This window comes from Kosakonia sp. S57 (genome assembly GCF_016516575.1).
Taxonomy (GTDB): Bacteria; Pseudomonadota; Gammaproteobacteria; order Enterobacterales; family Enterobacteriaceae; genus Kosakonia; species Kosakonia cowanii.
Map to the genome: position 1 here is coordinate 117,079 of NZ_JACVUL010000005.1, position 11,172 is coordinate 128,250.

Consider the following 11,172-nt stretch of genomic DNA (forward strand, 5'->3'; position numbering starts at 1 on the left):
TGACAGAAAGATGTAAAGCGGTAAATGCTTTCCTATTTCATTGATTTAAATATAGATATAACGCCTTCTCGCTCTTCGCTTTTCATGCCAGTTAAAAAGCAGCGTATTACGCGATTAGTCGCCGGTAAGACACCATATTCCTCCCCGCTTCGCTTGAAATGCTTACCACTCAAACTGTTACTCAGGGTTATCTCCCTTGCGATTTTGTGACGGCTGCTACACTTATTGGCGTTATCGGTAACGACATAACGTCATTTCCGCGCGGTGAAACGCTTCGTTTTTTGCAGGCGATTTCGCCCCCACACAAGGAGATAAGGTATGACAGACCGTCCACAAAATCCTCAACACGCGCAACAACAACAGTGGCCCGGCAGTTTTTTAAAGATGGAACCGAAACCCGATCACGGTGAAGCGGATTATCAGGGCTCGGGTCGCCTGAAAGGCAAAACCGCCATTATCACCGGCGGTGACTCTGGTATTGGCCGGGCGGTTGCCATCGCCTATGCCCGCGAGGGCGCAGACGTGGTGATCTCCTATCTTGATGAGCATGATGATGCGAAAGACACCGCACAGTGGGTTGAAAAGGCAGGGCAGAAAGCCGTGCTGATTGCGGGCGATATCACGAATGCGGAACATTGCCGCAATATTGTGGCGCAGACGGTGGAGCATTTCGGCAAGATCGACATTGTGGTGAATAACGCTGCCTACCAGATGACGCGCGAGTCGCTTGATGAGATAAGCGACGACGAATTCGACCGCACCATGAAAACTAATCTCTACGCCATGTTCTATATCTGCAAGGCGGCGGTACCGCATATGCCGGCCGGTGGGTCGATCATCAATACGGCCTCGGTAAATGCCGATCAGCCGAAGCCGAAACTGATTGCTTACTCGGCGACCAAAGCGGCGATTATTAACTTCTCCGGCAGCCTCGCTGCGCTGCTGGCTGAAAAGGGCATTCGTTCTAACGCCGTTGCGCCAGGCCCTATCTGGACGCCGCTTATCCCGGCGACCATGCCACCTGAGCAGGTTGAAAGCTTTGGTAGTGAAGTCCCGCTTGAGCGTATGGGGCAGCCTGCTGAACTCGCCTCATCCTACGTGATGTTAGCCAGCGATGAAGCGAGCTATATCTCTGGTGCGACCATTGCCGTCACTGGTGGCGTTGCAGTTATCTGACAGGCAAGGAGACGTGATGAAGGCTTATCCTCTGGCGCTCAGTGTGCCAGTTGCCACGCATATCTTCGGTGGGCAACGCATTAAGCAGCAGTTGGGCAAAGCGGATCTGCCCGATTCACGCATCGCGGAAACCTGGGAGATCAGCGACGTTGACGGCATGATCGCCTCGGTGGTTAACGGTGAATATGCAGGTTGCAGCCTGCGTGAACTGGTGGAGCGCTATCCCGATGAGATGGTGGCAGCTGGCTGGCGCGGCCCGTATTTTCCGCTGCTGAGCAAGTTCATCGACGGCAGCGGGATGCTGCCGGTGCATCTGCATGCCAACGATAAAGTCGCGCAGGCCCTTGAGCAGCAGCCGAACGGTAAAACCGAAGCCTGGTACATTCTGTGGGCGGCGGAAAACGCGACCTGTCTGCTCGGCGTGCGCGAGGGCGTTGATAATGCGCGCCTGAAAGCGGCGCTGCTGGCTGAGGATTACGATGCGGTGATGCACCGCGTGCCGGTGAAAACGGGTGATACCTTTTACGTGCCCGGCGGCATGCTGCACAGTTTCGGTCCCGATACGCTGATTTATGAAATCGAGCAGACGTCGGATATCCAGCAGCACGCCATGCCGTGGCGCATGGAGGATGGCTCGCGCCTGAGCCTGCAGGAGTGGGAGCGCAATATCGATGCGCTGTTACAGGAGCTGCGCCCGGAACTGCGCTGCCAGCCGCAGCCTGGGCTGGTGCTCGACGCGCCAGATCTGACGCGGCTCTTCTGCTGCGCCGGGCCCTATTTTGCGCTGGAGCGCTGGTCGTTCAGTCAGACGCAACGTTTTCATTTCAACAGCGCGCGTATTCTCACTAACCTTGGTGCGCCGTTAACCGTTGAGGCAAACGGCGTCAGCGTCCCGGTTGGCAGGGCGGCATCGCTGCTGCTGCCCGCGGCACTGGATGAGGTCACTCTGCATGATGCGGGTGATGTGCTAATCGGATATGTGCCGGATCTGATGGCTGATGTGCTGCAACCGCTGCGCGATGCAGGTTACCGCGAAGATCAGATTGCGGCGCTCGGCGATATAGATGGGCATCTGCGTTAACCTGACTGCGCAGAATGCAAAAAGCCCGCTCGGGTTTCCCTGAGCGGGCTTCTTAAATGTGGCTCCTCTGACTGGACTCGAACCAGTGACATACGGATTAACAGTCCGCCGTTCTACCGACTGAACTACAGAGGAATCGTGTGGAGGCTTATCTTAGCGGCGAAAAATCTTTTGTCAAACCCCATTTCAGGGGAGGGGAGTCAACTGCTGATTCCATCAGCGATTTGCATGTATTGACACCAATTTATGCTGAATTGCTTTGCAGGATCACCATTTCTCCCCCATCATTTGAAATGTAATTTCATCTTTTGCGGCAAGGACTATTTTGAACGTCGTCACCCCCCTTCGCCAGGCCGTCATGCGTACCCCCTGGTATAGAAAGCGTAAAAGCTATCGTGTGCTGTTCTGGCGGGAAATCACCCCGCTTGCGGTGCCGATCTTCCTCGAAAACACCTGTGTGCTGATGATGGGCGTGCTCAGCACCTTCCTCGTGAGCTGGCTGGGCAAAGAGGCGATGGCGGGCGTGGGCCTTGCCGATAGCTTTAACATGGTGGTAATGGCCTTTTTTGCCGCTATCGATCTCGGTACCACAGTGGTGGTGGCCTTCAGCCTCGGCAAACTCGACGCCGAGCGGGCGAGGTCAGCAACGCGGCAGTCTCTGATGATCATGACGCTATTCGCCATCGTGCTGGCAGCGGTGATCCACTACTTCGGCCGTGAAATCATTGATGTGATTGCCGGAGCGGCAACCCAGCCGGTGAAAGATCTGGCGCTCACTTACCTTGAGCTAACGGTGCTGAGCTACCCGGCGGCGGCGATTGCGCTGATTGGCAGCGGCGCGCTGCGCGGCGCAGGGAACACCAAAATCCCGCTGCTGATTAATGGCGGCATGAACATTCTCAATATCATCATCAGTAGCGCGCTGATCTACGGTGCTTTTGGCTGGCAGGGAATGGGCTTTGCGGGTGCGGGGCTCGGGTTAACCATTTCGCGTTATATCGGCGCGGTGGCGATTATCTGGGTGCTGATGATTGGCTTTAACCCGTCGCTACGTATCCCGCTCAAAAGCTATTTCGAGAAGCTGAACTTCAATATTATCTGGGAAGTGATGGGCATCGGCATTCCCGCCAGTATCGAATCGGTACTGTTTAACGGCGGTAAACTGTTGACGCAGATGTTCGTCGCCGGCATGGGCACCAATGTGATTGCCGGGAACTTTATCGCTTTCTCCGTGGCGGCGTTGATTAACCTGCCCGGTAATGCGCTCGGCTCAGCCTCGACGATCATTACCGGTAAACGGCTTGGCAAAGGGCAGATAGCCCAGGCCGAACGCCAGCTGCGCCATGTCTTCTGGCTCTCGACGCTGTTACTGACAGCGATTGCCTGGGGAACCGCGCCGTTTGCTGGCTGGTTCGCCGCGTTTTACACCCATGAAGAGGATGTAAAAGAGGTCGTTAAGGTGCTTTTATGGCTTAACGCCGCATTTATGCCAATCTGGGCGGCCTCGTGGGTGTTGCCCGCGGGGCTGAAAGGCGCGCGCGATGCCCGTTTCGCGATGTGGGTGTCGATGCTCGGCATGTGGGGCTGTCGCGTCGTGGCGGGGTATACGCTCGGTATCGTGTTAGGTATGGGCGTGGTCGGCGTCTGGCTGGGGATGTTCCTTGACTGGGCGGTGCGTGGCGCGTTCTTCTACTGGCGAATGGTCAGCGGCCGCTGGCTGTGGAAGTATCCGAAGCCGCAGAAAACGCCGACGGAACGGGCCATTTCTGCGCAAAATGGAGAATAATTCGGCAAACGCGCCAAAATGTGAAATCAGGCTTTGACATAGCGCGGGGGCACCGCTAATATTCGCCCCGTTCACACGATTCCTCTGTAGTTCAGTCGGTAGAACGGCGGACTGTTAATCCGTATGTCACTGGTTCGAGTCCAGTCAGAGGAGCCAAATTTAAGAAGCCTGCTTACGAGCAGGCTTTTTGCTTTTTATATTTCGGTCATCTCGCCGTCTCAGTTTTTGCCCTTCACCAATCACAACCCGCTTTATAGGCTCACTGTCGATATAACCTTTTGTCGCGCTCCGCGCGGGCGAATGGCTTGTGTATTCTCTCAAACGAGCTGTTCACCGCCAGCCGAAACCGGCGGTGAGAGAGGCAGGTTTATCGGAAAGGGGGTTCGTTAAAGGTGCGCAGCTTACGCGAATGGAGACGATCGCCTTCGGCGCGCAGCAGGTCGATGGCGCGAATACCGATTTGCAGATGCTCGGAAATCGCCCCTTCGTAGAAGCGGTTCGCCTGGCCGGGAAGCTTGATCTCACCGTGCAGCGGCTTGTCCGAAACGCAGAGCAGCGTACCGTAAGGCACACGAAAGCGATAACCCTGTGCGGCGATGGTGGCGCTCTCCATATCAATTGCTACCGCGCGGCTCAGATTAAAGCGCAGCGCCGAAGCGGAGTAGCGCAGCTCCCAGTTGCGATCGTCGGTGGTAACCACCGTGCCGGTGCGCAGGCGCTGTTTCACCTCTTCGCCGGGCATCTCGCTCACCTCTTTGGTGGCGTCATACAGCGCGCGCTGCACTTCAGCGATGCTCGGAATCGGGATGTCCGGCGGCAGGACTGCATCAAGAACATGATCATCACGCAGGTAGGCGTGCGCCAGCACATAATCACCAATCTGCTGGCTCTCGCGCAGGCCGCCGCAGTGACCAATCATCAGCCACACATCCGGGCGCAGCACCGCCAGGTGATCGCAGATAGTTTTCGCATTCGACGGGCCAACGCCAATATTGATAAGCGTAATGCCCTGACCGTCTGCCGTGACTAAGTGCCAGGCGGGCATTTGGTGCTTCTTCCACGCCAGATCGGAAATGGCCTGTTCCGGTGCTTCGGTGTCGGCGGTGATCCAGTGGCCGCCCGCGCAGGAGAGGGCGATATAGGGGCTATCGGGATCGAGGATCTGGCTGCAACCCCAGCGCACAAACTCATCCACATAGCGGGTGTAGTTGGTAAACAGCACAAACGGCTGGAAATGTTCGACCTGCGTACCGGTGTAGTGGCGCAGGCGCGCCAGCGAGAAGTCGACGCGGCGGGCGTCGAAGTGCGACAGCGGGTAGAGCTCGGTCGGATGGAATAGGCCATCTGCCGTCTCATCGCCAATCTGCGCCAGCTCAGTGGTCGGGAAAAAGCGTGTCAGGCCAGCACTCATTGAGCGATCCAGCGTCAGCTCTGAACCGTCTATCACATAAGGATAAGGGATCTCGTGGGCCGACAGGCCAACCTCGATCTGCGCGCCATAATCCTGGCACAGCAGCGTGAGCTGCTCGATAAGATAGGCGCGAAACAGCGACGGGCGGGTAATGGTGGTGGAGTAGCGGCCCGCATGGGTAAAGCGTGCATAAGCGCGGGTTTTTGACGGCTTGCTCGCACTGCCGTTCCAGCTCACCGACAACTGCGGGTAGACGAACAGCCCGTTTTCACGCGCTTCAACGTCAGGAAGCTCACCTTTCTCAATATAGACACCAATCGCCTCGCGAAGGGCATTGACGGAGCGGTCATACAGCGCTTCCAGCTGATCCAGCGCCTGTTCCGGGGTCAGATTTGCACCCTCGTTGGTCATTTTTATCTCCTTATCTGCGTTACGGCTCTACCGATAATATGTCACGACTTTGTGAAACGAAAGTTGCCGGACAGTGATTCGGAAGAAACGGGGGGAGAAAAGATCCGGCGTGCCAGCGCACGCCGGAAGCGGGTTATGCGTGGATGTTGACCAGCGTGCGGCCATGAATATTGTTGTTGAGGAATTCGGCGGCGGTGGCAGGGACCTGTTCGAGCGCGATCTCTGTTGCGGCCTGCTGGTAATAGCTCTCCGGCAGCGTGCTCGCCAGCTTCTCCCAGACGGCGCTGCGCTGTTCAGTTGGCACCATCACAGAGTCAACCCCTTGCAGACGCACATTGCGCAGAATAAACGGCATTACGCTGGTCGGCAGATCGAAACCGCCCGCCAGACCGCAGGCCGCCACGCAGCCGCCATAGTTGGTCTGCGCCAGCACTTTTGCCAGCACCTTGCTGCCAACCGTATCGACCGCGCCTGCCCAGAGCTGCTTCTCCAGCGGGCGCGTCTCATCAAACTCACTCCGTGGCAGGATCTCATCGGCGCCAAGCTGGCGCAGAAACGCATGGGTTGATTCGCGACCCGTCACCGCCGCAACGCGGTAGCCCAGCGCTTTCAGCAAGACAACTGCTGTGCTGCCGACGCCACCGCTGGCACCGGTAACCAGCACCGTGCCATCCTGCGGTTTTACGCCCGCCTCTTGCAGGGCGTTAACGCAGAGCATGGCGGTAAAACCGGCGGTGCCGATGATCATCGCATTGCGCGCGCTCAGGCTCTGCGGCAGCGGTACCAGCCAGTCGCCCTTCACGCAGGCCTGGGTTGCCAGGCCGCCCCAGTGGTTTTCCCCCACGCCCCAGCCGGTGAGGATCACTGCCTGGCCTGGCGTGTAGCGCGCATCGCGGCTTTCACTGACGCGACCGGCGAAATCGATGCCCGGCACCATCGGGAACTGACGCACGATTTTGCCTTTGCCGGTGATCGCCAGCGCATCTTTGTAGTTGAGGCAGGACCAGTCGATATCGACTTTTACCTCGCCCTCGGCAAGATCCGGCAGGGCGATCTCTTGCACCGCGGCGAGGGTCTGTTTCTCAGGTTGTTCCAGAACTAATGCTTTCATAACTGCGTTTTCCTCGTCATGAGGGGTGGATTTCGGCGTAATGCCGGCTCTGCAGGTGTTATTTGAATATGTTGGCGGAAGAATGCCCAGAAGTGGTCGAGCGGCTCTGCGCTGCGAAAGAGTTTGGCGCGCATCACCGCGCCCTCCCAGCCGGACCAGAAGAGGCTGGCCAGCGCCCCGGGCGATGCCTGTTGCGGCAGTTCGCCGCAGGCTTGCGCCTCGCGCAGGCACGCTGCCACGCGGCACTCCCAGTCGCTCAGAATGGTTTTTAGCTGCTCTGGAAAGGCATCGGGTAACAGCGGCGACTCTTGCAACAGGTTGCCGACAAGGCATCCGCGGCGGAAATCATACTTCGCCATTCCTTCACCAGCGTGATGGACAAAGGCGTCCAGCCGTTGAAGAGGCGTATGTGACGTATTAAGCAGAAACGTGTCGAGTTTGTGGGCGAAGAAGGCCCCGTAGGCCTCAAGCACCGCCATACCAAACGCCTCTTTGCTCTTAAAGCAGTGGTAAAACGATCCCTTAGGTACGGCGATATTTTTGATTACCGCATCGATCCCGGCGGCGAGATAGCCGGTTTCTGTCAGCACCTCCAGACCCGAGCGGATCAGCGCCTGGCGAGTGTCGGTAAAGTCGCGTGCCTTTTGCGGCGGGCGGCCACGACGCGGCTTTTGCGTCAATGTATTATCGCCATCCATAATTTAGACCGATTGGTTTTAATTGGCTTAAGCCTACGCCGGACGGGGAGAAGAGGCAAGGGATGAGGGGAGAGAAAAATGCCCGCACAAGGCGGGCAAATCCGTCAGGCAGTCGTATTAATGGTACGACCGATAGCCGGATTAGAAGGCAACTGCGGGATCTGTTTGATCAGATCCGTTGCAATAGTTTGTTGCGTATCCAGCGCCTTTTTCAGCACCAGGGTGTTCACCTGGTTATCGAGCTGATAAGAATCAAGGCTGCTGGCTAATGATGCGATCTGAATTGGATCCATGTCGATCATCCTTTTGTTGTCGAGCAACATCGCTCAGCACGGCGAAATAAACGCCGCACTGAGTTATCGGCAAAGTGGCGCAAAACTTTACCCTAAGCCTGCCCGCTACACAGCTTTCGCTGCGGCAGCCCACTGTGCAGGAAAATCTACTGAGCGCAGCCCCGGCTCAACTGCGACCCGCTCTACCGAGACGAGGGCATTGATAATAAAGGGATCGCGCTGGAGATAAGCCTCAATCTGTTTCTCATCCTGCGCCTGCATAAGGATAAAGCCGCCGGCGTTGTCGCTTAGCGGGCCGGCGACAATCACCATCCCTTGCTGAAGCCCTTCCACCAGCCATGTTTTATGCCCCTCGCGCCACAGCTCCAGCCGCTCAGGCGAGGTTATCCAGCGTAATGTCACTGCGTATAACATTTTCGGCTCCTTACAGGTTAATGACATCTGCCACTGAGGCGATAGCGCGCTGAATTTCACGCTCTTTCACTGCATCTCCTTTCGAGATCCCCTCCGCCCGCACAAACGCGACGTTGGTGATGCCGAGGAAACCAAAAAAGGCGTTGAGGTAGCGCTCCTGAAAATCCATCTCCGCCAGTGGCGTATCGTGGTAAAAGCCGCCGCGCGAAGAGGCGATAATCACCCGTTTATCACCGGCGAGCCCGACCGGGCCCTGCGCGGTGTAGCTGAAGGTTTTGCCCGGCTGGGCAAGGCGATCCAGCCACGCTTTCAACTGGCTCGGAATGGAGAAGTTGTACATCGGCGCGCCGATAACAATCAGGTCGCTTGCCAGAAACTCTGCGACCAACGCCTCGGAGAGACGGTGCTCGACGGCGACATCGGCCGAGAGATCGCGCTCTGCCACCGGCCGGAAGCCTGCGGCGATGGGCGCGGTGAGATGGCTTATCTCGTCGTCAACAACATCACGATAAACCACCTCGTCATAGCGTCCGCTTTGCATCAGCCGGTCGACAATCTCCCGGGAGAGCAGGCGCGAGACGGAGTGCGCGTGATTAAAGCTCGAATCAATGTGCAGGATGTTCATACCAATAGCCTCTGGTTCAGGGAAGAGAGCGGGCAGCCCGATCGATAAACTCAGCCACGCGATCGGCATGAGAGATCATCGACAGATGGCTGGAGTAGAGTGAAACGCGCGTCGCGCCGATCGCTTTTGCCAGTGCGTTTTGCACCGTTGGGTTGAGGGCGGCGTCATTTTCGGTCACCAGATACCATGACGGTTTATCGTGCCAGGCAGCATGGGTGAGGGTGTCGGTAAAGGCACGTGCGGCAATTGGTTGCTGTGCGGCGGCAAGCAGTTGCGCCCGCTGGCGGGAGAGGTCGTTTGCCATCACCTGATGAAACAGTGCCGGGTCGTCGAGCCAGATCAGCCCATGCTCGTCGGCAGATAAGCCCGTCATCGGCGCGTGTAAACGCGTCAGCAAGTCCGCGACAGACTCGTGGCTGTCCGGCACTAGTGCCGAGAGGTAGACCAGCCCTTTGACACGCGGATCGTTACCCGCTTCGCTAATCACCGCGCCCGCCCACGAGTGGCCGACCAGCAAAACATCACCATGCTGGCGGGCAATAACTGCGCGCGTGGCGTTAACATCATCCTTTAGCGAGGTAAGAGGGTTTTGCACCGCCGTCACGTGATAGCCCATCGCCTGTAGCCGCGCCATCACTGCCGACCAACTGGAGCCGTCCGTAAACGCGCCGTGTACCAGAACAATATCAGGCATAGTCTGTTCCTTTGCCTGGGCGGCAAAAATGGTCATCACTAGCAGGAGAAAAACCCGCGTGGTTAACAGCATGAAGTTGCGCCACATGGCCAGCCCTTAATCAGTGGAGGAGAAGTTGGGAAGAGTGTGAAAGAATCTGCGGCGGGCGAGTAGTGTCTTATTTGACATCTATAATGCAAAATCGGACAGAGTGATGAGGTAACGTATGCGCGTTGCGCTTCTGGCATTACCCGGCAGTATGCGTTCAGCACTGGCGGGGTTAACGGATATGTTCTGGCTGGCAAATCAGGTTATCGGGCAAAATCAGCACGCCACCGCGCCTTTTGAAACGCAGATCGTAACAGCCACAGGCAAAGCCGTACCGGATGCGCAGGGGCGAATGATTGAGAGCGATGGTGGGTTTGACGAGCGCCCGGATCTGATTATTGCCAGCGGCATGAAGCTGAATGAGGATAAGCACCCCATTGATGCAGAAGCGGTTGCGCAGGCCGCGCAGTGGGTTAAAGGCTGCCATGCCAAGGGAAGTGTGGTGGCGGGGGCCTGTGCGGGCGGCTTTGTGCTTGGCGAGGCGGGGTTATTGACCGACAGGATCTGCACCACCACCTGGTGGCTGTTTCATACGTTTCGCGAACGCTACCCGCGGGCAAAACCGGTGTGGGGAAAAGCGCTGGCTGAAGATCGCAATGTCATCACCACCGGCGGGCCACTGTCGTGGGTGGATTTAACGCTGCATATTGTCGCTAACCACGCCGGAAAAGAGATTGCCCGCCTGATGGCGGATATGGCCGTTGCCGACAGCCAGCCACTCTCCCAGCAGCTCTATGCGCCTAAAGGCTTTCTCAACTCCGTCGACCCGTTATTAACCAAAGCCGAAAATCTGGTGCGCTACCAGAACCCGGCGATCACCGTTGAGCAACTTGCCGCCGCGCTCAATATGACGCCGCGTACGCTGCACCGGAAAATGCGCGATCTGCTGCAGGAGAGCCCGAAAAGTTTCATCACCCGTGTGCGCATTGAGAGCGCGATTACGCTGCTTGAGGTGCCCGGCAATAGCGTCAGCCAGGTGGCCTTTGCCTGCGGATATCAGGATGAGACGGTTTTCAGACGGGCGTTCAGCGCCGTGACCGGTATGTCACCTGCGCGCTATAAAGCGTGGAGCAGAAGCCGACAGAACCTGCCGATGGAGCAGGGCGGCTGATGCAGAAAAGCAAAAAGCCCGCTTAAAAGCGGGCTTTTCTAAATCTGGCTCCTCTGACTGGGATCGCCTTTGCCAGCAACTGGCTAATAAGTAAGCTAAACCTGAATCTTCATCCTGTCAAGACCACCAAAATGACCACCATTAGTTGTGGATTATATCAATCTGGTTATAAGCATTCAATATCCCCTAATTGTGTCGCTGGGAAGCCTACTTGTGCGGTCGTAGCTGCTATAAAAATAGTGCTGACTAAGGCCCAAATGACTCGTTAGCAAAA

The 11,172-nt window shown here is 57.1% G+C and carries 12 protein-coding genes and 2 tRNA genes; 6 read left to right on the top strand and 8 right to left on the bottom strand.

Annotated elements, in window-relative coordinates:
- Window positions 1-318: 318 nt before the first annotated feature.
- Complete coding sequence (locus tag IAE48_RS06615) at window positions 319-1,176, top strand: glucose 1-dehydrogenase (RefSeq protein WP_094420884.1); 858 nt, start codon at window positions 319-321, stop codon at window positions 1,174-1,176.
- 16 nt (window positions 1,177-1,192) lie between these two features.
- On the top strand, window positions 1,193-2,257 hold the full coding sequence (locus IAE48_RS06620) for a class I mannose-6-phosphate isomerase (protein ID WP_200133868.1): 1,065 nt from the start codon (window positions 1,193-1,195) through the stop codon (window positions 2,255-2,257).
- Between the two features lie 59 nt (window positions 2,258-2,316).
- Here IAE48_RS06620 and IAE48_RS06625 read toward each other — a convergent pair.
- A tRNA-Asn gene (locus IAE48_RS06625) sits at window positions 2,317-2,392 on the bottom strand.
- Between the two features lie 5 nt (window positions 2,393-2,397).
- Here IAE48_RS06625 and IAE48_RS24295 point away from each other — a divergent pair.
- From IAE48_RS24295 to IAE48_RS06635, 3 genes are all read left to right on the top strand, one after another.
- Window positions 2,398-2,556 carry a DUF5951 family protein gene (locus IAE48_RS24295; RefSeq protein WP_219846320.1) on the top strand — a complete coding sequence of 53 codons (159 nt, stop codon included), beginning with the start codon at window positions 2,398-2,400 and terminating at the stop codon, window positions 2,554-2,556.
- Window positions 2,556-4,043 (top strand): EmmdR/YeeO family multidrug/toxin efflux MATE transporter, encoded by a 1,488-nt coding sequence (locus IAE48_RS06630; protein ID WP_094420880.1) that lies wholly within the window; start codon window positions 2,556-2,558, stop codon window positions 4,041-4,043. Before IAE48_RS24295 ends, IAE48_RS06630 begins: the two co-directional genes overlap by 1 nt.
- An 80-nt stretch (window positions 4,044-4,123) precedes the next feature.
- Window positions 4,124-4,199: transfer RNA gene (locus IAE48_RS06635), tRNA-Asn, on the top strand.
- 211 nt (window positions 4,200-4,410) lie between these two features.
- Here IAE48_RS06635 and IAE48_RS06640 read toward each other — a convergent pair.
- The 7 genes from IAE48_RS06640 to IAE48_RS06670 all read right to left on the bottom strand — a co-directional run bounded on the left by IAE48_RS06640 (window position 4,411) and on the right by IAE48_RS06670 (window position 9,772).
- A complete protein-coding gene (locus IAE48_RS06640; protein WP_200133869.1) occupies window positions 4,411-5,865 on the bottom strand; it encodes an AMP nucleosidase in 1,455 nt (484 codons plus the stop codon).
- Window positions 5,866-5,998: 133 nt separating this feature from the next.
- Window positions 5,999-6,976 (bottom strand): MDR family oxidoreductase, encoded by a 978-nt coding sequence (locus IAE48_RS06645; RefSeq protein ID WP_200133870.1) that lies wholly within the window; start codon window positions 6,974-6,976, stop codon window positions 5,999-6,001.
- Window positions 6,973-7,674, bottom strand: a complete 702-nt coding sequence (locus IAE48_RS06650; RefSeq protein WP_200133871.1) for a TetR/AcrR family transcriptional regulator — start codon at window positions 7,672-7,674, stop codon at window positions 6,973-6,975. Before IAE48_RS06650 ends, IAE48_RS06645 begins: the two co-directional genes overlap by 4 nt.
- Before the next feature lie 104 nt (window positions 7,675-7,778).
- Window positions 7,779-7,967: a YjfB family protein gene (locus tag IAE48_RS06655; RefSeq protein ID WP_054803193.1), complete on the bottom strand. Its 189-nt coding sequence runs from the start codon at window positions 7,965-7,967 to the stop codon at window positions 7,779-7,781.
- A gap of 105 nt (window positions 7,968-8,072) precedes the next feature.
- Window positions 8,073-8,381: a YciI family protein gene (locus tag IAE48_RS06660; protein WP_200133872.1), complete on the bottom strand. Its 309-nt coding sequence runs from the start codon at window positions 8,379-8,381 to the stop codon at window positions 8,073-8,075.
- A 10-nt stretch (window positions 8,382-8,391) separates the two neighbouring features.
- Window positions 8,392-9,006 carry an FMN-dependent NADH-azoreductase gene (locus tag IAE48_RS06665; protein ID WP_200133873.1) on the bottom strand — a complete coding sequence of 205 codons (615 nt, stop codon included), beginning with the start codon at window positions 9,004-9,006 and terminating at the stop codon, window positions 8,392-8,394.
- 16 nt (window positions 9,007-9,022) lie between these two features.
- On the bottom strand, window positions 9,023-9,772 hold the full coding sequence (locus IAE48_RS06670) for an alpha/beta fold hydrolase (RefSeq protein ID WP_370568971.1): 750 nt from the start codon (window positions 9,770-9,772) through the stop codon (window positions 9,023-9,025).
- 133 nt (window positions 9,773-9,905) lie between these two features.
- Between IAE48_RS06670 and IAE48_RS06675 the strand changes: the two genes are divergently transcribed.
- Window positions 9,906-10,898, top strand: coding sequence for a GlxA family transcriptional regulator (locus IAE48_RS06675; RefSeq protein WP_200133875.1), 993 nt, complete (start codon window positions 9,906-9,908; stop codon window positions 10,896-10,898).
- Window positions 10,899-11,172: the final 274 nt, after the last annotated feature.

Bases quoted from the DNA above. Each gene is read 5' to 3' on its own strand.
- IAE48_RS06615 (WP_094420884.1), top strand. From the start codon at position 319: ATGACAGACCGTCCACAAAATCCTCAACACGCGCAACAACAACAGTGG.
- IAE48_RS06620 (WP_200133868.1), top strand. From the start codon at position 1,193: ATGAAGGCTTATCCTCTGGCGCTCAGTGTGCCAGTTGCCACGCATATC.
- IAE48_RS06640 (WP_200133869.1), bottom strand. From the start codon at position 5,865: ATGACCAACGAGGGTGCAAATCTGACCCCGGAACAGGCGCTGGATCAG.
- IAE48_RS06645 (WP_200133870.1), bottom strand. From the start codon at position 6,976: ATGAAAGCATTAGTTCTGGAACAACCTGAGAAACAGACCCTCGCCGCG.
- IAE48_RS06650 (WP_200133871.1), bottom strand. From the start codon at position 7,674: ATGGATGGCGATAATACATTGACGCAAAAGCCGCGTCGTGGCCGCCCG.
- IAE48_RS06655 (WP_054803193.1), bottom strand. From the start codon at position 7,967: ATGGATCCAATTCAGATCGCATCATTAGCCAGCAGCCTTGATTCTTAT.
- IAE48_RS06660 (WP_200133872.1), bottom strand. From the start codon at position 8,381: ATGTTATACGCAGTGACATTACGCTGGATAACCTCGCCTGAGCGGCTG.
- IAE48_RS06665 (WP_200133873.1), bottom strand. From the start codon at position 9,006: ATGAACATCCTGCACATTGATTCGAGCTTTAATCACGCGCACTCCGTC.
- IAE48_RS06670 (WP_370568971.1), bottom strand. From the start codon at position 9,772: ATGCTGTTAACCACGCGGGTTTTTCTCCTGCTAGTGATGACCATTTTT.
- IAE48_RS06675 (WP_200133875.1), top strand. From the start codon at position 9,906: ATGCGCGTTGCGCTTCTGGCATTACCCGGCAGTATGCGTTCAGCACTG.